Below are 20,010 nucleotides of genomic sequence, written 5' to 3' on the forward strand. Positions count from 1 at the left end.
CAGTCGAGATCAGCGTCGACGCGCGGCCGGATCCGGTTCGTTCATCGAACCGAGGATGAGCGCTGACTGCAGGATGAGCGCTTCGCGGGCACCTGTCGCGTCCCAGCCGATGACCTGCGAGACACGCTTCAACCGGTACCGCACGGTGTTGGGATGCACGAAGAGCTCGCGGGCCGTTCCCTCGAGCGACCGACCGTTGTCGAGGTAGCACCAGAGCGTGGTCATCAGTTCCGGGCTCTGGTCCTGGAGCGGCCGGTAGATGCGGTTGACGAGAGTCGAGCGTGCCAGCGGGTCGCCGGCCAGTGCCCGCTCCGGCAGGAGATCGTCGGCGAGGACCGGGCGGGGAGCGTTCCGCCATGACCGTGCGACCGCGAACCCGGCCAGAGCGGCTTTTGCGCTCCGTGAGGCCTCGACCAGGCCCGGAACCTCATGGCCGAGAACCAGATGGCCCGGGCCGAAGAGAGGCTCGAGAGCGCGTGCGATGTCCATGAACGAGAGCCTCGGCGCGGCCACGGTGCCCGGCGGCGGTTCGTCCGGAGCGCCGACCGCCGGTTGGGAACGGCCGATGACCAGCACGAGACGGCCGCCTTGCACGCCGATCAGCACGTCGGCTGAGAGATGGCGTGCGGTGCGGCGCATCTGGTCGACGTCCGGCAGCCGCGGTGCGGTGCCGACGAGCACGCTCACCTCGCCGTGCCCGTGCCAGCCGAGCGCGGCGATCCGGCTCGGCAGTTCGTCGTCGTACTCACCCGAGAGGATCGAGTCGACGACGAGCGCCTCGAGCCGGGCATCCCAGAGACCCCGAGCCTCTGCCGCACGCGCGTAGACGTCAGCCGAGGCGAAGGCGATCTCCCGCGAATAGAGCAGGATGGCCTCGCGGAGGGACTGGTCGCCGTTAGCGATCCGCTCCTCCACCACCTCGACGACCACCCGGATCAGCTGCAGCGTCTGCGTCAGGCTGACCGACCGGAGGAGTTCCCGCGGGGCGGAGCCGAAGACGTCGGAGGCGATCCAGGTCGTCGTGGTCGGGTCGTCATACCAGGTGATGAACGACTTGATGCCGGCCTGGGCGACGAGCCCGACGGCCGAGCGCCGCCCTGGCGGCATGTCGCCGTACCAGGGAAGCGTCTCGTCGAGTTTCTTGATCGTCGCCGTCGACAGCTCGCCCGACACCGTGCGGAGCCAGGCGAGCGTCTGTTCTTTCGTGCGGGGCATTGTTGCTGCGGCAGCGCGTCAGCGCGGGCCGCTCAGCTCTCGCCGCCCGCCGAACCCGAGGTGCCGGCCGAGACATCGTGCAGCCGATACTTGTCGATCGCCCACTGTGGGGCGTTCGGGTCGACCTCGTTGCGCGCGGCGAGCTGTTCGAGCACCCGCACCACGACCGAGGGGCCGTCGATCTTGAAGAATCGGCGGGCGGCGGGGCGCGTGTCGCTGAAGCCGAAGTCGTCGGCTCCGAGCGTCGCGTAGTCGCCGGGCACGAACTGCCGGATCTGGTCGGGGATCGCGTGCATGTAGTCGCTGACGGCGACGAACGGCCCGGCTGCGCCCGACAGCTTGTCGGTCAGGTACGGAACCTGCGGCTGCTCGCTCGGGTTCAGGAAGTTGTGCTCCTCAGCCCTGAGACCGTCACGGCGGAGCTCGGTCCAACTGGTGACCGACCAGACATCGGCGGAGACGCCCCAGTCGTCGGCGAGCAGCTGCTGGGCCTCGAGCGCCCACGGAACACCGACGCCCGACGCGAGCACGTTGGCCCGTGGGCCCCCGTCGACCCAGCCGGACTTCAGGTGGTGGATGCCCTTGACGATGCCCTCGACGTCGACGTTCTCCGGCTCGGCCGGCATCACCATGGGCTCGTTGTAGAGAGTGATGTAGTACATGACGTTCGGGTCGGTGTGGGTTCCGCCGTACATCCGCTCGAGGCCCGCGCGCACGATGTGCCCGATCTCGTAGCCGTACGCGGGGTCGTACGACACCACGGCCGGGTTCGTCGACGCCAGCAGGTGGCTGTGACCATCCGCGTGCTGCAGGCCCTCGCCGGTGAGCGTGGTGCGACCGGCGGTGGCGCCCATCACGAAACCACGCGCCATCTGGTCGCCGGCGGCCCAGAGGGCGTCGCCGGTGCGCTGGAAGCCGAACATCGAGTAGAAGACGTAGACCGGGATGAGCGGCTCGCCCTGCGTCGAATACGAGGTGCCGGCCGCGGTGAACGCCGCGAGGGCGCCCGCCTCGTTGATGCCGACATGCACGATCTGGCCCTGCGGGCTCTCCTTGTAGGCGAGCAGCAGGTCGCGGTCGACGCTCGTGTAGTGCTGGCCGTTCGGGTTGTAGATCTTCGCGCTCGGGAAGAACGCGTCCATGCCGAACGTGCGCGCCTCGTCGGGGATGACCGGAACCACCCGGTTGCCGAAGTCCTTCGACCGCGTCATCTCCTTCAGCAGGCGCACGAACGCCATGGTGGTGGCGATCTCCTGCGTTCCGGAGCCCTTCTTCATGATCGCGTAGGCGGAATCCTCCGGCAGCGTGATCGCGGTGTGCTTCGTGCGGCGCTCGGGCAGGTACCCACCCAGCGCGCGGCGGCGCTCGTGCATGTACTCGATCGCCTCGTCGCCCTCACCCGGGTTGTAGTACGGGGGAAGGTACGGGTTCTCCTCGAGCTTGGCGTTCGTGATCGGGATGTGCATCTCGTCGCGGAACTGCTTGAGGTTGTCGAGCGTCATCTTCTTCATCTGGTGGGTCGCGTTCCGACCCTCGAAGCTCTTGCCGAGACCGTAGCCCTTGATGGTGTGGGCGAGGATGACCGTGGGCTGGCCCTTGTGCTCACTCGCAGCCTTGAACGCCGCGTACACCTTGCGGTAGTCGTGGCCGCCGCGCTTCAGGCCCCAGACCTGGTCGTCGCTGTAGTTCTCGATCAGCTTCAGGGCGCGCGGGTCGCGGCCGAAGAAGTTGTCGCGCACGTACCCGCCGTCTTCGGTCTTGTACGTCTGGAAATCGCCATCCGGAGTCGTGTTCATCAGGTTCAGCAGGGCGCCGTCGGTGTCGTTCTCGAGCAGCGAGTCCCACTCGCGACCCCAGATGACCTTGATGACGTTCCAGCCGGCGCCGCGGAAGAAGCTCTCGAGCTCCTGGATGATCTTGCCGTTGCCGCGCACCGGGCCGTCGAGGCGCTGCAGGTTGCAGTTGATCACGAAGTTGAGGTTGTCGAGGCCCTCGTTGGCAGCGACCTGCAGCTGCCCGCGGCTCTCGACCTCGTCCATCTCGCCGTCGCCGAGGAAGGCCCAGACCTGCTGGTCGCTGGCGTCCTTGATGCCGCGGTTGGTGAGGTACTTGTTCGACTGCGCCTGGTAGATCGCGTTGATCGGGCCGAGGCCCATCGAGACGGTCGGGAACTGCCAGAACTCCGGCATGAGGCGCGGGTGCGGGTAGGAGCTGAGCCCGCCACCGGCGTGCGACTTCTCCTGGCGGAAGCCGTCGAGCTTGTTCTCGTCGAGCCGGCCCTCGAGGAAGGCCCGGGCGTAGGTGCCGGGGGAGGCGTGGCCCTGGATGAAGATCTGGTCTCCGCCGCCCGGGTGGTCCTGGCCGCGGAAGAAGTGGTTGAAGCCGACCTCGTAGAGGCTGGCGCTCGACGCGTACGTCGAGATGTGGCCGCCGACGGCGATGCCGGGGCGCTGGGCGCGATGCACCAGCATTGCGGCGTTCCAGCGGATCCAGGCACGGTACCGGCGCTCGATGTCCTCGTTGCCCGGGAAGTCCGGTTCGTTCTCCGCGGCGATCGTGTTGATGTAGTCGGTGGTCGGAACCATCGGAACACCGAGGTGGAGCTCCTTGCTGCGCTTCAGCAGGCTGAGCATGATCTCCCTGGCGCGACCGTGGCCGCGAGCCGCGACCAGTGCATCGAGGGATTCCGACCATTCGGCGGTTTCATCGGGATCTGCATCGATGTTGGTCACCGAATACGGGTCTTGATCGTTGACAGTCAACGTCAACCTCTCTCTTCTGGGTTGTAGAGATCATTCAGAGGCGCTGGCTCCGGTTCACGGAATCCACACCGTCCTCAAGCCTACTGAATCCCGACCGGCCCACACGCCCTCGCCTGGGGGTTGCAGGCGGATTGGAGGGAATAGACTGGTGGACTGGGTCTGGCAGGCAAATTACCCGCCACCGGAAGGATCGCCGTCATGGCACTCGAAAACGACACATTCGCTCCCGACTTCGAACTGTCGAACCAGTTCGGCGAGAAGGTGCGTCTGAGCCAGTTCCGCGGTGTGAAGCCCGTGGTGATCGTGTTCTTCCCCCTCGCCTACTCGGGTGTCTGCACCAGCGAGCTCTGCACGCTGGAGGACAACATCGCGATGTTCCGCGACAACAGCGTCGAGCTGCTCGGCATCTCGGTCGACTCGAAGTCGGCACTCCGCGCGTGGAGCGAGGAGAAGGGGTTCGACTTCAACCTCCTCGCCGACTTCTGGCCGCACGGCGAGGTCGCCAAGGAGTACGGAGTCTTCCTCGAGGGCAAGGGCTTCTCGAACAGGGCCACCTTCGTGATCGACACCCACGGCATCATCCGTGCCAGCTTCATCACCGCTCCCGGCGAGGCCCGCTCGATCGAGGCCTACCGTGCTGCGTTGGAGGAGCTCGAGCCTGCCGGAGTGTAGGCTCGCCGAACCCTGTAGGATTTTGGCACCACGCGCCTTTAGCTCAGCTGGTAGAGCGCCACGTTTACACCGTGGATGTCATCGGTTCGATCCCGGTAGGGCGCACATTCTTCTGTCTGCTCCCGTCGAGCGCCCGTAGTGCGCGCTCCAGGGGCCCCTGCCCGAGCAGCAGGCGCCAGAGCGTCGCGAAGACGAGACTGCCGAGCGTCAGCAGGATCCATACCGTCTGGTCCTTGACCGGTTGCGTCGGGTCGAGCGCGTAGCGGAGCGCGAGGATGAGCACGTGCCCGGTGTAGATCGTGAGCGGCATCATCCCGACCGAGCCGAGCGGATACAGGATGATCGACACGACCTTCGACGCACTGATGAGGCAGAGCCCGCCGACGAGCGCGACAGCGACTCCGATCGCGGAGAGGTGGGCCGAGATCTCGGCCGCGAACGACGGGGCTCCGAACAGGGCTTTGAGGGCCAGTTGCGCGGCGACGGCGACGACGAGACCGCTGCCGAGCATCCAGAGCTGTGTGCGGCGTGCGGTGATGTCGAGGCGGCCCAGCACATAGCCGACCCCGAGGAAGGACACCCAGATCAGCAGGGGGTAGCTTCCCCAGACGAACCAGTCGAGCGGCTGCACGAAGAGGGTGTTCGGCAGGCGGAGGAGAGGGCTCCAGGTGTCGCTCGAGCGCTCGAGAGCCACGCCGACGGGAAGCGCAACGGCGGCGAGACCGATGAGCCAGCGGGACGGCACACGAAGGAGAGGGACGAAGAAGAGGAACAGCAGGCCCCAGGTGTCGAGCACGATCGAGACTCCGCTGTACATCGTCTGGAGGAAGAGGCCGAGAGCGACGAGCGCGACGCCGCGCACAGCGACGGTGCGGCGGATGCGCACGGCGTCGGCGTCCGTGCGCCGGGCGAGGCTCCGGACGAAGAGCGCCAGGGAGATGCCGCCGACGACCGCAAACAGGGTGCGGGGGCGTTCGCCGTTGGCCAGCCCGACCAGGATGTGGGAGAACGCCGTGTCGGACGAGGGCCAGGCGTGGGCGACGAACATGCCGAGCACCGCGATTCCCCGCGCGATGTCGAGGCCGGCGAGCCGGCCGGATCGATCTGCCATGTGCTGTCCCCCCGAGGTCGAGTCTGACGACGATACCCCACCCGGGCGGCCGGCGGGGAGGCAGGGTCGGTGGTGTGGGCCAGACTGGGAGGCATGGACGAACTGTTCGGCACGCTTCGGCGGGCCCCCGACATCGAGGCGCCGAACCTCTTCGCGAGCGACGCGAGCGACCGGCTTGTGCTTGACGAGGCCGCCGAGGTGCTGGCGGACTCCGGCAGCGGCGACGTGGTCGTGATCGGCGACCGCTACGGAGCGCTCACCCTCGGTGCAGCCGCGCGATTCGGGCTGGCGGGCATCCGGAGCCACCAGGACAGGCTGGTCGGCGAGCAGGCGCTCGCCCGGAATGCCGCCACGCTGGGGCTGGTCGACCGGTACGTCTCGCTTCCGCTGTCGGCAGAGCTCCTGGCGGGCGCACGCGTGGTGCTTCTGCAGGTGTCGCGGGGGCTCGCGGAGCTCGACGAGATCGCCGACGCGATCGCCCGGTATGCCGATGAGAACGTTGTCGTCTTCGGCGGCGGGCGCATCAAACACCTGTCGCGTGCCATGAATGAGACGCTCGGCGCGCACTTCTCCGAGGTGCGCGCGTCGCTCGCCCGGCAGAAGTCGCGCGTGCTGGTGGCGCGCGGTCCGCTCCGGCCGACGGATGCTCCGCCCTACCCGAAGCTCGACCGGAATGCCGAACTGGGGCTGACGATCGCCGCGCACGGGGGTGTGTTCGCGGGCTCCGGGCTCGACATCGGCACCCGGTTCGTGCTGGAGTACCTCGACCACGCTGTCGGGGAGGCCGAGGCGGGCACGGTGGATTCTCGGCCCGCGGGCGGTGCGGGTGCGGCCCTCTCGGCCATCGACCTCGGCTGCGGCACCGGGATCATCGCGGCCGCGCTCGCGCGGAGCTTCCCGCTGCTCGTGGTGACCGCGACAGACCAGTCGGCAGCGGCGTGCGCATCGGCGCGGGCGACGATGCGAGCCAACGGATTCGATGACGTGCGGGTGGTGCGCGACGACGGACTGTCGCTGCAGCCGGATTCTTCCGCAGACCTGATTGTCTGCAACCCGCCGTTCCATGTCGGCAGTTCGGTGCACACCGGTGTGGCCCTGGGACTCTTCCGTGACGCGGGGCGGGTTCTCCGCCCGGGCGGAGTGCTGCTCACGGTCTTCAACTCGCCGCTCGCCTACCAACCCGACCTGCGGCGACTGGTCGGTCCCACCCGGGTGTGGGGGCAGAACGCGAAGTTCACGGTGACGGCCAGCACGAAGCCGGTGGACCGGTGACGTCGTCGGGCGGGCGACGAGAAGATCATCAGCAGGGGGCTTATATTCGCCGAATATCAGCCAGATGCTTATATTTACAAAATATCAGCCGTAGGCTTATGCAATGACATCCGAGATGAGAGTGGCAGTGATCGTGGATCTGGTCGACTCACGTCGGATCGCCGATCGAGCCGCCGTCCAGCACCTGCTCGAACGAGCCTTCGCAACCGTGAACAGGGCCGTCGGCCACGTCGAGCCCTTCGCCGCGACCCTGGGGGACGAGTTCCAGGCCGTCTTCGCCTCGGTGACCGACGCCCTGGAGGCGACACTGCTCGCCCGGCTCGCGATGCCCGAGGGGCTCGACTGCCGGTTCGGTCTCGGGCGTGGTGAGATCCGGGCGGTCGGCACGGGTCTCACCGGTGTGCTGCAGGACGGTTCCGCCTGGTGGGCCGCACGTGCGGCGATCGACGAGGCGCACCGCCGGGCAGACGGCCAGACCGTGACCCTTCGAAGCTGGTACCGGGGCGACGGCGAGACGTCCTTCACGGACGCGGCCATCAACGCCTACCTGCTCGGCCGCGACTACATCGTCGGCGGAATGAGCGACCGTGAGCGGCGGTTGGCGCTCGGGAGCTGGCTCGGCCGGTCACAGTCTGTGCTCGCGGAGCAGGAGCAGATCTCGCAGTCGGCTGTGTCGCAGTCTCTCCGGCGTGCCGGTGTCACCGCCCTCCGGGCCGGTATCGGGGAGTTCCGCGAAGCCGCGACGCAGTCGGGAGTGCCATGCTGACCGCCATCCTGCTGGCCGCCATCGGCTCGGCAGACCTGCTGCGACGGCAGTTCCGGGCACGTGCCGGGCGTCGTCCGACGCTCGGCGCCGTCCTGTCGGTCGCCGTGGGCTGGTTGCTGCTCGCGGTGCTGGCCACCACCGGCCTCGGTGTTCCGCCCGGCTGGGTCGCACTCTGCCTTGTGGCGGCCGGTGCCTGGCTCGCCCTGACGACATCGCACGAACACGCGACGGGGCCGGCCGGCCGCGCGGCGGTCGTCGGTCTCATCGTTGCGGTGGTCGTGCTGCTGCTCTCCGACCGCACGGCGCTGGATCTGTCGGGCTACCTCGTCGACGGGCACCGGGATGCCGCGGCGGCAGCCGTCCGCGACACGCCGTTGCCCGTGGTGGTGCTCTTCATCGGCGTCGGGCTGTTCCTCGTCGAGAGCGCGAACATCGTCGTACGCATTGCGCTGCAGACGCGGGTGGAGGTGCCGGAGCTTCCTGAGCAGTCGGACGACGTCGAAACCTCTGAGCCAACAGATGAGGCTCGCACCGATCTCACCCGTTCCGACCTCAAGGGCGGCCGACTGATCGGCCCGCTCGAACGGCTGCTCATCGTCGCCATCGTGCTGGCCGGGCTCTCACCCATCGCGGCCGCCCTGGTCGCCGCCAAAGGCATCGTCCGCTTCCCGGAGATCGCTGAAGATGTGAAGGGCGGCGACGGTCTCTCGGGCACCAAAGCCGAGTACTTCCTCGTCGGCAGCCTGGTGAGCTGGGCGACCGCTGCCGCCGCCATCGCCCTGTTGGTGGCTGCGCGCTGACCATCCGTCCAGGGCTGACATTCGGCGAGGAGAAGCCCCGGGCTTCCGTCCGGATCGGGGCGCCCGGTGACGGTGGCCGTACAATCGTTCCCGTGGTCACCCCGGTTCCCCCCTTCACCCTCCAGCAGGCCAACGCCGTCATCGAGGGTCTCTGGCCGCTGGCGAACGCCGAGAGTTGGGATGCACCGGGGCTGCTGAGCGGTGCCGTCGAGGCGGAGGTCACGAGCATCCACCTCGCCGTCGACGCCGTCGCCGAGACCGTCGACGAAGCGCTCAGCCTCGGGGCCGACCTGCTGCTCGTGCACCACCCGCTGCTGCTCCGCGGGGTGACGACGGTCGCCGAGACCACCTACAAGGGTGCTCTGCTCGCCCGGCTCATCCGCGGCGGCTGTGCGCTCGTGGCCGCGCACACGAACGCCGACATCGTCGAGAACGGCGTCTCGGCGGTCATCGCCCAGCGCCTGGGGCTTCCGGATGCCGTGGCCATCGTTCCGGCCAGCGGACCCTCGGCCGTGCCGGGCACCGGCATCGGGCGCGTCGGCACGCTCGCCGAGCCGACCACGCTCGGTCGCCTTGCCCGCCAGCTCGCGGAACTGCTGCCCGCGACCGCGACGGGAATCCGGGTCGCGGGGGCCTACGACCAGCCCGTCTCGCGCATCGCCCTCTGCGGCGGGGCGGGCGACTCGCTGCTCAGGGAACCCGCCGTACGGGGCGCCGACGTCTACATCACGTCGGATCTCCGGCACCATCCCGCGTCGGAGGCGAGGGAACAGGCCACGCTCGGAACCGGCCCCGCACTCATCGACGTGTCACACTGGGCGAGCGAGTGGTTGTGGCTCGACGTCGCGGCAGCCCAGCTGCGGAGCGCCCTGCCGGGTGTCACCGTCACGGTGAGCGACCTCCGCACCGACCCGTGGGACTTCGTCGTGACGCAGTAGGCCCCGGCGGGCATCCACTCACGGGACATTTCGCAGAACTCCATACAGAACCGAAGGAACACCCCACATGAAAGCACCTGTCTCAGAGCAACGGTCGCTGCTCGACCTGCAGGCCGCCGACACGCGCCTCAGCCAGCTCGGGCACCAGGCGAAGACCCTCCCGGAACTGAAACGGCTCGCTGAGCTCACCAACGACATCGGAACCGTCTCGCACCGGCTCGCCTCGGTTCGCGGCGAGCTCGAAGACGCCGAGCTCGAGATCTCCCGGGTCGAATCGGACGTGCAGATCGTGACGACGCGCATGGAACGGGACCGCACCCGCCTGCAGACCAGCACCTCGACGAAGGACATCTCAGGCCTCGAACACGAGATCGCCTCGCTGCTGAAGCGCCGGAGTGATCTCGAAGACATCGAGCTCGCCGTGATGGAGCGCATCGAGGAGATCAACGGTCGCCTCGCGGTGGTCACCGAGGAGATGGGTGCGCTGACGGCGGAACAGGATGCCCTCCGCACCAGTCGCGACGCGTCGCTGCTGACGCTCGACTCCGAGCGGAAGGGCGTGCAGCTGAACCGCGACCTGATCGCGGGGGCGATCGGCGACGAACTGCTCGCGCTCTACGACCGGCAGCGGGCCCGCTACGGCATCGGCGCGGCCCTGCTCACCCGCGGTGTGTCGATGGGCAGCAACGTGAAGCTGCACGAGAGCGACCTCGCCAAGATCCGCCTGGCGGCCCCCGACGACGTCGTGCTCGACCCCGACAGCTCGTGCATCCTCGTGCGCACGGAGGAGTCCGGCCTCTGACCGGATCGACTCGGGAGTCACGGTCGCTCAGGGGCCGGCGAAGCGACGGAAACTCCCGAGTCGATCGGGCGCGATAGAGTGGGGCCTGCGAAAGGGTCGGCAAGACGGTCGCGTCGGCTCGAGCATCCGTTCTGCGGATGCGACAGCCGCCGAGGAACGTCCGGGCTCCGTAGAGCAGGGCGGTGGGTAACACCCACCCGGGGCAACCCGAGAGAACAGTGCCACAGAGAACAGACCGCCACGGGCGCCGCATGCGGGGCCCGCGGCAAGGGTGAAACGGTGGTGTAAGAGACCACCAGCAGCCATGGTGACATGGCCGGCTCGGTAAACCTCGCCCGGAGCAAGGTCAGACAGAAGGCGATACGGCTGCTCGCCGTGCCTTCGGGTAGACCGCTGGAGGCGTGCGGCAACGTACGTCGTAGATAGATGGCCGTCCATGGGTCGAGCCGCGAGGCCCGACCCAAGACAGAACCCGGCGTAGTAGTCGGCCCTTTCGCGCTCAGCCTCGCGCTTACGTCAGAGAGACGGCACTCTCGCCGGGCTCGCCGACCAGCTGGTTCGCGTTCGGCAGCACCTTCGGCTCGAGGGCCAGCGAGGCGGCGCCCAGGATCCCCGCGTTGTTGCGGAGGGTCGCCGGAACCATCGGGGTGTTGATCGAGATCTTCGGCAGGAACTCCTGGTAGCTCTTCGACACTCCGCCGCCGACGATGAACAGGTCGGGCCAGAGCAGCTTCTCGAGCTCTGCGTAGTACGTCTGCAAGCGTGCAGCCCACTGCACCCAGTTGAGGTCGTCGCGCTCCTTGGCCGCATACGAGGCCTTGTGCTCGTAGTCGCCGCCGTCGATCTGGATGTGCCCGAGTTCAGCGTTCGGGATGAGCACACCGTTGTAGATGATGGCTGTTCCGATGCCCGTGCCGAGCGTCGTCATGATGATGAGGCCGTTCTTGCCCTTGGCGGCGCCGTAACGCACCTCGGCGTAGCCCGCGGCATCCGCGTCGTTCACGAAGGTGATGTCGCGCTGCAGGGCGTCTTCGAAGAGTTTCTCAGCCTCCAGCCCGATCCACTTCTTCGAGACGTTCGCGGCCGACATGGTCTTGCCGTTCTGCACCACCGCGGGAAAGTCGATGCCGATGGGGGCGTCGGCCGGGGCATCCGTGAGCTGTGCGAGCAGTTTCTCGACGGTACCGACGACATCCTTCGGCTTGCCGCCCTCGGGGGTGTCGAGCTTGATGCGGTCGCTCAGCAGCTCGCCGGTCTCCGTGTTGACGATGGCACCCTTGATGCCCGTCCCGCCGATGTCGATGCCGATGGCGATCGAAGAGTCTGTGCTGCCAGTCATCGTGTTCCCTCGTTCTCTGTCTCGGCCGTGAGACACGGCCGGCGGTCTGTCTCTATTCTGTCGGGTCGGGGAGGGTCAGAACTTCGGCGCCGCGCTCGGTGACCACAAGTGTGTGTTCGAACTGGGCGCTCAGCGACCGGTCGCGGGTGACGACCGTCCAGTCGTCGCTCCACAGCTCGTTGTCCTGGGACCCGAGCGTGAGCATGGGCTCGATCGTGAACACCATGCCGACCTCGATCACGTCGTCGAACCGGGGTGCGGCGTCGTAGTGCGGGATGATCAGGCCCGAGTGGAACTGCTCGCCGACACCGTGCCCTGTGTAGTCGCGCACGACCCCGTAGCCGAACCTTTTCGCGTACGACTCGATGGCCCGCCCGATCACGTTGACCTGACGACCGGGGGCCACCGCCTTGATGCCGCGGTTCATCGCCTCGCGGGTGCGTTCGACCAGGAGGCGCGCCTCCTCGCTCGGCTCTCCGGCGAAGAATGTGGCGTTCGTGTCGCCGTGCACGCCGTCCTTGTAGGCGGTGATGTCGATGTTCACGAGATCGCCGTCATCCAGAACGGTGTTGTCGGGGATCCCGTGGCAGACGACCTCGTTGACACTGGTGCAGAGCGACTTCGGAAAGCCGCGATAGCCGAGGGTCGACGGGTAGGCACCGTGTTCGATGAGGTAGGCGTGGCCGAGGGCATCCAACTCGTCTGTCGTGACCCCCGGCCTGACGTGGGCTCCCACATGCGCGAGGGCGTTCGCGGCGATGCGCGAGGACTTCCGGATGCTCTGCAGCCGTTCGCCGGTGTAGACGTCGCTGCCGCCGCCCTCGTCGGGGTCACGCCGACCGACGTACTCGGGTCGTTCGATGTCGGCCGGGACGGCGCGGAGAGGGGAGATCCGGCCCGGAAGGAGGTGGCCGGCGGAGTCCTTGGGCATAGGATCTATCGTAGTTCAGGCCCGGCGGCAGAGCCCGCCCCGGGCGGCACTCGATCGCCCGGGACACCCGGGTCACGACCACTTGGAGCACTCATGTCAGGCGACCCGTCGAAGCAGTACTGGTACAACACGAACACGGGTGACGTCGAGTTCGGTTATGTGTCACCGGCGCCCGACAGGGTCGGCCCGTTCGAGACGAAGGCCGAAGCCGAGCACGCTCTCGAGACGCTCCGCGCCAACTCGGCGAAGTGGGCCGAGGAAGACGCCGCGAACGACTGAGGAGCGCCGCCGGCGTCTAGCCCTCGTACGCGAGCGCGGCGTGCGCCCTGAACGGGCGCCCGCTCCAAGCGCGGCGCAACGCGACGTCTAGCCTTCGTATTCGTGCTCGGGGGCCGGGTAGGCGCCCGAGGCCACGTCGGCGCGGAACGCGGTGACGGCATCCGTCAGCACCTGGGTGAGGTTCGCGTACTGCTTCACGAAGCGGGGGGTGCGGCCCTGTGAGAAGCCGGCGAAGTCGGTCCAGACGAGCAGCTGGCCGTCGGTGTTCGGGCCTGCGCCGACGCTGATGGTCGGGATGCGGAGTTCCTTCGTGACGCGGCCCGCGATGTCGCTCGGAACCATCTCGAGCACCACGGCGAAGGCGCCGGCGTCTTCCACGGCGTGGGCGTCGGCGAGCAGTGCCTCAGCACCGTCGCCCCGGCCCTGGATGATGTGCCCGCCGAGCCCGTGCTCGCTCTGCGGGGTGAAGCCGATGTGGCCCATGACGGGAACGCCCGCATCCACGATGCGCCGGATCTGCGCCGCGCTCCGCACGCCGCCCTCGAGCTTCACGGCGTGCGCGTTCGCCTCCTTCATGAACCGCACGGCGGTGCGGAGCGCGTCGTCGGGGCCGCCCTCGTAAGAGCCGAACGGCATGTCTGCGACGACGAGCGCCCTCTTGGCAGCACCGGCCACAGCCCGCGTCAGGGGGATCAGCTGGTCGACGGTCACCGAGAGGGTGGTCTCGTTGCCGAAGACGTTGTTGCCCGCGGAGTCGCCGACGAGCAGGAAGTCGATGTCTGCGGCATCGAAGATGGCGGCGGACAGCATGTCGTAGGACGTCAGCCCCACAATCGGGATGCCGTTCTCCTTCGCGTTCTGGAAGTGCCGGGTGCGAACGCGCTTGCGGGGGGACTGCTCTGTCATGTGCTGATCCTACCGGCGTCAGTTGACCGCCGTCGGGCGGTAGGTGATCGGCAGGCGACGGTCGCGGCCGAAGGCGGTGCGGGAGATCTTGGTGCCGATCGCGCTCTGCCGGCGCTTCCACTCCGAGTGGTCGACGAGCGAGATGATGCGGTCGACGGTCTCGGCGTCGAACCCGCGGGCGACGAGTTCGTCACGGCCGAACCCGCCGTTGATGTAATCCTCCAGCAGGGCATCCAGGATCTCGTACTCGGGGAGCGAGTCCTGATCGGTCTGGTCGGGGCGGAGTTCGGCCGACGGCGGCTTCGAGATCGAGTTCTCGGGGATCGGCGGCGTCTCGCCGCGCCGCGCCGCAAAGGCGTTCCGCCAGCGGGCGAGCTCCCAGACGAGCATCTTCGGAACATCCTTCAGCGGTGCGAACCCGCCGACCGAGTCACCGTAGATGGTCGAGTAGCCCACGGCGAGCTCGCTCTTGTTCCCCGTCGTCAGCACGAGGTGGCCCTTCTGGTTCGAGAGCCCCATCAGGATGATGCCCCGGATGCGCGCCTGCAGGTTCTCGGCCGCGACCCCGTCGAGGGCGAGCTGCGTCTCGACGGGCTGCACGAGGTCGGCGATGGCCTGGGTCTCGTAGTGCACGCCGATGCGGTCGGCGAGGTCGTCGGCGTCGGAACGCGAGTGGTCGGACGACCAGCGGCTCGGCATCGAGACGCCGTAGACCTGGGAAGCCCCGATCGCGTCGGCGGCGAGCACGGCGCAGACCGCCGAGTCGATCCCGCCCGAGAGCCCGAGCACCACCGAACGGAACCCGTTCTTCCGCACATAGTCGCCGAGGCCGAGCACGAGGGCGTTCCAGACCTGCTCGAGTTCGTCGGGCACGACCGCGATGTCGGCGGTCAGGGCGGTCTGGGGCGTCACCGAGCCCGACTCCGGCAGGTCGAGTGACACGCGCGCGACATCCGCCGGCAGGTCGTCGAGCGTCGCTGCTTCGGGGTCGATGTCGACCACCAGCAGGTGCGGCTGGAACTGGGGCGCGCGCGCCATGATCGTTCCGGCCGCCGACACCACCACGCTGTCGCCGTCGAAGAGGAGGTCGTCCTGGCCTCCGACGATGTTCACGTAGGCGACGATGGTGTCGTTCTCGACGGCGCGCCGCACGACGAGCGGCAGGCGCACCTCGTTCTTGTCGCGCTCGTACGGCGAGGCGTTGATCACGAGCAGTACTCCGGCGTCGGCCGAAGCGACGCGGTTGACGGGCCCGCCATCACGCCAGAGGTCTTCGCAGATGATGAGCGCGACGTCGACCCCGCGCATCCGCAGCACCAGCAGTTCGTCGCCGGCGATGAAGATGCGGTACTCGTCGAACACCGAGTAGTTCGGCAGGTGGTGCTTCGCGTAGCGCGCCTTGATCTCCCCGTTCTGGATGATCGAGGCCACGTTCTGGGCGATCGCCGTCGGCGCGTTCGTGGTCGTGAAGGAGCGGGGCTCGAACGGACCGTCGGGGTGCCCGACCACCACCACGATGTCGCCGAGGCCGGCCTCGTCGAGCTCTGTCGCGAGCGCTTCGGCCCGCGCGCGGCAGGCAGCGAGGAACGACGGCCGGGACGCCAGGTCTTCGATGGGGTAGCCCGAGAGGGCCATCTCCCCGAAGGCGACCAGGTCGGCACCCGCGTCACGGGCGCGTCGCACGGCGGCGACGATCCCGGCAGAGTTGCCTTCGAGGTCTCCGACAATCGGGTTGGTCTGGGCCAGCGCTAAGCGAAGTCTCGGCATAGCCACTAGCCTAATAGCGGCAGAACCACGTGCCGGAAAGAGGTAACAGCCGTCGATGGATAAGCAGCGCGACTTCGTTCTTCGTACCATTGAAGAACGCGGTGTCAAGTTCGTTCGGCTGTGGTTCACCGACGTGGTCGGCACCCTCAAATCCGTCGCCATCGCGCCGGCCGAGGTCGAGGGGGCGTTCGCCGAGGGCCTCGGTTTCGACGGCAGCGCCATCGAGGGCCTGACCCGGTCGTTCGAGGCGGATGTGCTCGCACATCCCGATCCCACCACCTTCCAGATCCTGCCGTGGCGGGGCGAGGTCGACCCGACCGCCCGCATGTTCTGCGACATCACGACGCCCGACGGCCAGCCCGCCGTGGCCGACCCGCGGAATGTGCTGAAGCGCACGCTGGCGAAGGCCGGCGACCGCGGCTTCTCGTTCTACACGCACCCCGAGATCGAGTTCTACCTGCTGAAGTCGTCGCAGTACGGGCCCGACGGCCCCGAGCCGGTCGACAAGGCGGGCTACTTCGACAACGTTCCGGGTGGCACGGCGCACGACTTCCGTCGCCGGTCGGTGCGGATGCTCGAAGACCTCGGCATCTCGGTGGAGTTCAGCCACCACGAGGCGGGCCCCGGCCAGAACGAGATCGACCTCCGTTACGCCGACGCTCTGACGACGGCCGACAACATCATGACCTTCCGCACCGTCGTCAAGGAGGTCGCGATCGAGCAGGGCGTCTACGCCACGTTCATGCCGAAACCGCTCTCCGGGCATCCGGGTTCGGGGATGCACACCCACATGTCCCTCTTCGAGGGCGACTCGAACGCCTTCTTCGAGGCCGGCGCCGAGTACCAGCTGTCGAAGATCGGCCGCCAGTTCATCGCCGGCCTCCTGAAGCATGCCCCCGAGATCACGGCCGTCACGAACCAGTTCGTGAACTCCTACAAGCGGCTCTGGGGCGGCGACGAGGCGCCGAGCTTCGTCTGCTGGGGCCACAACAACCGCTCCGCACTTGTTCGGGTTCCGCTCTACAAGCCGAACAAGGGGCAGTCGTCGCGGGTCGAGTACCGTGCGATCGACTCCGCTGCGAACCCGTATCTCGCGTATTCGCTGCTTCTCGCCGCGGGCCTCAAGGGCATCGAGGAGGGCTATGAGCTCCCGGCCGAGGCCGAGGACAACGTCTGGAGCCTCAGCGACACCGAACGCCGCGCCCTGGGCTACAACGCCCTGCCGGCGAGCCTCGACCAGGCGATCGGCGAGATGGAGAAATCCGAGCTCGTCGCCGAGACCCTCGGTGAGCACGTCTTCAACTACGTGCTGCTGAACAAGCGCCAGGAGTGGGCGGCGTACCGCGACCAGGTCACGCCGTTCGAGTTGAAGAGCAACCTGGAGATGCTCTAAGAGCCCACCGATGGCACGCATCTCCGGGCCGCTGAGCCTCACTGAACTGGCCAGGGTCGGCTTCTCCGAGTTGGGGGAGGCGACAGAGCGGCTCGAACTCGCCAGTGAACTGGGTTCGGTTGGCCTCGAGGATCTGCTCGCCTCGTTCCGGCTGACCGCCGACCCCGACCAGGCTCTCTCCTTCCTCGTGCGGCTGCTACGCCTGCCGGCCACCCCGTCCGTCTCGCTGCTGGCCGAGGAGCCCACCCGCACGCGCCTGCTGCGGGTGTTCGGCGCCTCCGCCGGGTTCGGCGACTTCTTCCTGAGGCACCCCGAGGAGCTCGGCTGCCTCAGCTCCCGAATCGACCGCCTGCCGACGGCCGCAGAGCTGCAGGATGACCTCCTGAACTCGGTGGCGTCGGTGGACGGATTCGCGACCATCGGCGGTGGCAGTGCTGGTGCGGCCGGTGCCGGTTCCGGTGCCCTCGACGGCGACTGGACCCTGCTCCGCGTGCGGTACCGACGCGTGCTGGCGCAGATCACGGCGTACGACCTCGAACAGTCCGACCCCGTCGGCGGGGTGGACGGTATCGCTCGCACCCTCGCCGATCTGGCGGCGGCCGCGCTCGACGCCTCGCTGGCGTGCGCGCGCAGCCGCGCATCCACTCCCGGACGGAGCCGCTGGTCGTTCGGGCGCGACGAGGTCGCCGCAACCTGCCTCGCCATCATCGGCATGGGCAAGTCGGGTGCTCATGAACTGAACTACGTGAGCGATGTCGATGTGATCTTCGTGGGGGAGGGCGACGATGAAGCGGGCCTCGAGACCGGACGAGCGATCGACATCGCGACCGCCCTCGCCATGCTGACCATGCACGGCATCATGGAACCCACGATGGAGCCGAGCCTCTGGGAGGTCGACCCGAACCTCCGCCCCGAGGGCATGGCGGGAGCCCTGGTGCGTTCGCTCGCCTCCCATCTCGCCTACTACGAGCGGTGGGCGAAGAGCTGGGAGTTCCAGGCGCTGCTGAAGGCGCGGCCGCTCGCCGGCGACATGTCGCTCGGCCAGCGCTATGCGGACGCGGTCGGGCCGATGGTCTGGACGAGTGCGTCCCGCGACGGCTTCGTCGAGTCGGTGCAGAAGATGCGCCAGCGGGTCACCGACCACATTCCCGCCGACGAGGTCGACTGGCAGCTGAAACTCGGGCCGGGCGGGCTCCGCGACATCGAGTTCACCGTGCAGCTGCTGCAACTCGTGCACGGACAGAACGACCCTCTCGTCCGCCACGCGGGGACACTGCCGGCTCTGGCGGCGCTGGCCGACCAGGGTTACATCGGGCGTGTCGAGGGGCAGGAGTTCTCGCACGACTACCGGGTGCTCCGGCTGATGGAACACCGCCTGCAACTGCGGAACCTCCGGCGCACCCACCTGGTTCCGCGCGACGAGTTCGCCCAGCGTGTGCTCGCCCGTGCCACCGAGCTCGCCCCGAGCGCCCCCGCGCTGCTGGAGGTCTGGAATGCGATCAAACTCCGGGTGCGCACGCTCCACGAACGACTGTTCTACCGCCCCCTGCTGGCTGCGGTGGCCGCGCTCAGTCCCGACGAGATCAGCATCACCAGCGAGCAGGCGGTGGCACGCCTCGCGGCGATCGGCTTCCGCGACCCGAAAGGCGCGCTCGGCCACATCCGGGCGATGACTGCAGGCGTCTCCCGGCGGGCCGCGATCCAGAGGCACCTGCTGCCCGTGATGCTGCAGTGGTTCGCGAACGGCGCCGACCCCGACTACGGGCTGCTCGCCTTCCGCCGGCTGAGCGACACCCTGGGGGAGACCTACTGGTTCCTCCGGATGCTCCGCGACTCGTCGGGCGCCGCTTCCCGCCTCACCCAGGTGCTCTCCGGATCCCGCTTCGCCGCCGAGTTGCTCGAACGCATCCCCGAATCCGCCGCCTGGCTCGAGAACGACCACGAGCTGCGCCCCCGCCCGTTCGATGTCCTGAGAGCTGAGACCGCGGCCACGATCGCCCGGCACGACACCCCCGATGCCGTGGCCGCAGCGCTCCGTACCGCCCGTCGCCGGGAGGTGCTGCGCCTCGCGTGCGCCGCCATCCTCGGGCTGGTGACCGTGCAGGAGCTCGCCAAGGGCCTCACCGACGTGACGACCGTGTTCCTGCAGGGCACGCTCGACGCGATCCGTGGATCGGCGGCCCTCGCCCGCGGTGACGGAATCGAGTTCGCGGTCATCGGCATGGGCCGGTACGGCGGACGTGAGATCGGTTTCGGCTCCGACACCGACGTGCTCTACGTCTACCGTGCCGTCTCGGTCGACGGCGAGACGGCCCAGTCGGTCGCCCGCTTCATCGTGAACGAACTGGTGCGGCTCACCGAAGACCACCGGCTGCCGCTCGAACTCGACAACGACCTCCGACCCGAGGGCAAGAACGGCATCGTCGTGCGCTCGCTCGACAGCTACCGCGCCTACTATGAGCGCTGGTCGTTGACCTGGGAGGCCCAGGCTCTGCTCCGTGCGCGCGGAGTGGCGGGCGACGTGTCACTGATGCGCGATTTCGAGGCTGTAGCGAACACCGTGCGGTATCCGACATCCATCGAGGAGAAGGCTGTGCGCGAGGTGAAGCGCATCAAGGCCCGCGTCGAGAAGGAACGGCTGCCGCAGGGCGCCGACCCGGCCAGGCACCTGAAACTCGGTCGGGGGTCGCTGAGCGATGTCGAGTGGTACGTGCAACTGCTCCAGCTCGAGCACGGGGCAGAGCATCCGTCGTTCCGGACGACGTCGACCCTGGATGCCCTCGAGGCCGAGGTGCAGGCGGGCTACGTCGACGAGGCGGATGCCGCGCGGCTCCGCGAGGCCTGGATCTTCGCGTCGCGGGCCCGCTCCGCGATGACCCTCTGGACGAACCGCACGGCCGATGTGCTGCCCTCCGACCGGCAACAGCTGGAGGGCGTCGCCCGGCTGCTCGAGTACCCGCCCGGCTCGGCCACCGCGCTCGAAGAGGACTATCTCGCCGTCACCCGGCGTGCCCGCGCGATCTTCGAACGGGACTTCTACGGCGCGTTGTAGGGTGA

Annotated in this window: 16 protein-coding genes, 1 tRNA gene and 1 other RNA gene; 11 read left to right on the top strand and 7 right to left on the bottom strand. The window is 68.3% G+C overall.

The genetic code is table 11. The features are described from left to right. Positions 1–9: 9 nt before the first annotated feature. Positions 10–1,215, bottom strand: coding sequence for a PucR family transcriptional regulator (locus FB464_RS04795; protein ID WP_116414868.1), 1,206 nt, complete (start codon positions 1,213–1,215; stop codon positions 10–12). Positions 1,216–1,247: 32 nt separating this feature from the next. Beyond that, on the bottom strand, positions 1,248–3,977 hold the full coding sequence (aceE, locus tag FB464_RS04800; protein ID WP_116416586.1) for a pyruvate dehydrogenase (acetyl-transferring), homodimeric type: 2,730 nt from the start codon (positions 3,975–3,977) through the stop codon (positions 1,248–1,250). Between the two features lie 198 nt (positions 3,978–4,175). On the opposite strand from aceE, the gene FB464_RS04805 reads away from it, so the two are divergent. Then, positions 4,176–4,649: a peroxiredoxin gene (locus FB464_RS04805; protein ID WP_116414867.1), complete on the top strand. Its 474-nt coding sequence runs from the start codon at positions 4,176–4,178 to the stop codon at positions 4,647–4,649. Between the two features lie 32 nt (positions 4,650–4,681). Continuing rightward, positions 4,682–4,754: transfer RNA gene (locus tag FB464_RS04810), tRNA-Val, on the top strand. Here the strand turns inward: FB464_RS04810 and FB464_RS20565 are convergent. After that, a complete protein-coding gene (locus FB464_RS20565; protein WP_211327470.1) occupies positions 4,714–5,760 on the bottom strand; it encodes a DUF418 domain-containing protein in 1,047 nt (348 codons plus the stop codon). The two genes, FB464_RS04810 and FB464_RS20565, sit on opposite strands and share 41 nt — an antisense overlap. Before the next feature lie 93 nt (positions 5,761–5,853). Here FB464_RS20565 and FB464_RS04820 point away from each other — a divergent pair, with 93 nt between their 5' ends. The 6 genes from FB464_RS04820 (at position 5,854) to rnpB (ending at position 10,834) form a co-directional block, all read left to right on the top strand. Then, positions 5,854–7,032 carry a class I SAM-dependent methyltransferase gene (locus FB464_RS04820; RefSeq protein ID WP_116414866.1) on the top strand — a complete coding sequence of 393 codons (1,179 nt, stop codon included), beginning with the start codon at positions 5,854–5,856 and terminating at the stop codon, positions 7,030–7,032. A gap of 103 nt (positions 7,033–7,135) precedes the next feature. Beyond that, the gene (locus FB464_RS04825) at positions 7,136–7,798 is read left to right on the top strand and encodes a SatD family protein (RefSeq protein ID WP_211327369.1); all 663 of its coding nucleotides are present in this window, start codon (positions 7,136–7,138) and stop codon (positions 7,796–7,798) included. Next, complete coding sequence (locus tag FB464_RS04830; RefSeq protein WP_116414865.1) at positions 7,792–8,598, top strand: hypothetical protein; 807 nt, start codon at positions 7,792–7,794, stop codon at positions 8,596–8,598. The genes FB464_RS04825 and FB464_RS04830 overlap by 7 nt, the downstream gene beginning before the upstream one ends. Before the next feature lie 92 nt (positions 8,599–8,690). Continuing rightward, positions 8,691–9,536 carry a Nif3-like dinuclear metal center hexameric protein gene (locus FB464_RS04835; protein ID WP_116414864.1) on the top strand — a complete coding sequence of 282 codons (846 nt, stop codon included), beginning with the start codon at positions 8,691–8,693 and terminating at the stop codon, positions 9,534–9,536. Between the two features lie 67 nt (positions 9,537–9,603). Continuing rightward, positions 9,604–10,338: a zinc ribbon domain-containing protein gene (locus FB464_RS04840; protein ID WP_116414863.1), complete on the top strand. Its 735-nt coding sequence runs from the start codon at positions 9,604–9,606 to the stop codon at positions 10,336–10,338. Positions 10,339–10,430: 92 nt separating this feature from the next. Next, positions 10,431–10,834: RNase P RNA component class A (rnpB, locus tag FB464_RS04845), an RNA gene on the top strand. Positions 10,835–10,849: 15 nt separating this feature from the next. Here the strand turns inward: rnpB and ppgK are convergent. Continuing rightward, positions 10,850–11,677 (bottom strand): polyphosphate--glucose phosphotransferase, encoded by an 828-nt coding sequence (gene ppgK, locus FB464_RS04850; protein WP_116414862.1) that lies wholly within the window; start codon positions 11,675–11,677, stop codon positions 10,850–10,852. 52 nt (positions 11,678–11,729) lie between these two features. Then, positions 11,730–12,608, bottom strand: a complete 879-nt coding sequence (gene map / locus FB464_RS04855) for a type I methionyl aminopeptidase (RefSeq protein WP_142206607.1) — start codon at positions 12,606–12,608, stop codon at positions 11,730–11,732. Positions 12,609–12,701: 93 nt separating this feature from the next. On the opposite strand from map, the gene FB464_RS04860 reads away from it, so the two are divergent. After that, positions 12,702–12,887: an SPOR domain-containing protein gene (locus FB464_RS04860; protein WP_116411417.1), complete on the top strand. Its 186-nt coding sequence runs from the start codon at positions 12,702–12,704 to the stop codon at positions 12,885–12,887. An 87-nt stretch (positions 12,888–12,974) separates the two neighbouring features. Here the strand turns inward: FB464_RS04860 and panB are convergent, their stop codons facing one another. Next, entirely contained in the window at positions 12,975–13,793 is an 819-nt protein-coding gene (gene panB, locus FB464_RS04865) for a 3-methyl-2-oxobutanoate hydroxymethyltransferase (RefSeq protein ID WP_142206608.1), read from the bottom strand. An 18-nt stretch (positions 13,794–13,811) separates the two neighbouring features. Next, positions 13,812–15,560, bottom strand: coding sequence for an NAD+ synthase (locus tag FB464_RS04870; RefSeq protein ID WP_142206609.1), 1,749 nt, complete (start codon positions 15,558–15,560; stop codon positions 13,812–13,814). Between the two features lie 55 nt (positions 15,561–15,615). Between FB464_RS04870 and FB464_RS04875 the strand changes: the two genes are divergently transcribed. Continuing rightward, positions 15,616–16,953, top strand: coding sequence for a glutamine synthetase family protein (locus tag FB464_RS04875; RefSeq protein ID WP_142206610.1), 1,338 nt, complete (start codon positions 15,616–15,618; stop codon positions 16,951–16,953). A 10-nt stretch (positions 16,954–16,963) separates the two neighbouring features. Continuing rightward, positions 16,964–20,005 (top strand): bifunctional [glutamine synthetase] adenylyltransferase/[glutamine synthetase]-adenylyl-L-tyrosine phosphorylase, encoded by a 3,042-nt coding sequence (locus tag FB464_RS04880; RefSeq protein WP_116414861.1) that lies wholly within the window; start codon positions 16,964–16,966, stop codon positions 20,003–20,005. Positions 20,006–20,010 lie beyond the last annotated feature (5 nt).

The sequence above is a fragment of the Subtercola boreus genome, from assembly GCF_006716115.1.
Taxonomy (GTDB): Bacteria; Actinomycetota; Actinomycetes; order Actinomycetales; family Microbacteriaceae; genus Subtercola; species Subtercola boreus.

Bases quoted from the DNA above. Each gene is read 5' to 3' on its own strand.
- FB464_RS04795 (WP_116414868.1), bottom strand. From the start codon at position 1,215: ATGCCCCGCACGAAAGAACAGACGCTCGCCTGGCTCCGCACGGTGTCG.
- FB464_RS04805 (WP_116414867.1), top strand. From the start codon at position 4,176: ATGGCACTCGAAAACGACACATTCGCTCCCGACTTCGAACTGTCGAAC.
- FB464_RS20565 (WP_211327470.1), bottom strand. From the start codon at position 5,760: ATGGCAGATCGATCCGGCCGGCTCGCCGGCCTCGACATCGCGCGGGGA.
- FB464_RS04820 (WP_116414866.1), top strand. From the start codon at position 5,854: ATGGACGAACTGTTCGGCACGCTTCGGCGGGCCCCCGACATCGAGGCG.
- FB464_RS04825 (WP_211327369.1), top strand. From the start codon at position 7,136: ATGACATCCGAGATGAGAGTGGCAGTGATCGTGGATCTGGTCGACTCA.
- FB464_RS04830 (WP_116414865.1), top strand. From the start codon at position 7,792: ATGCTGACCGCCATCCTGCTGGCCGCCATCGGCTCGGCAGACCTGCTG.
- FB464_RS04840 (WP_116414863.1), top strand. From the start codon at position 9,604: ATGAAAGCACCTGTCTCAGAGCAACGGTCGCTGCTCGACCTGCAGGCC.
- ppgK (WP_116414862.1), bottom strand. From the start codon at position 11,677: ATGACTGGCAGCACAGACTCTTCGATCGCCATCGGCATCGACATCGGC.
- map (WP_142206607.1), bottom strand. From the start codon at position 12,608: ATGCCCAAGGACTCCGCCGGCCACCTCCTTCCGGGCCGGATCTCCCCT.
- FB464_RS04860 (WP_116411417.1), top strand. From the start codon at position 12,702: ATGTCAGGCGACCCGTCGAAGCAGTACTGGTACAACACGAACACGGGT.
- panB (WP_142206608.1), bottom strand. From the start codon at position 13,793: ATGACAGAGCAGTCCCCCCGCAAGCGCGTTCGCACCCGGCACTTCCAG.
- FB464_RS04870 (WP_142206609.1), bottom strand. From the start codon at position 15,560: ATGCCGAGACTTCGCTTAGCGCTGGCCCAGACCAACCCGATTGTCGGA.
- FB464_RS04875 (WP_142206610.1), top strand. From the start codon at position 15,616: ATGGATAAGCAGCGCGACTTCGTTCTTCGTACCATTGAAGAACGCGGT.
- FB464_RS04880 (WP_116414861.1), top strand. From the start codon at position 16,964: ATGGCACGCATCTCCGGGCCGCTGAGCCTCACTGAACTGGCCAGGGTC.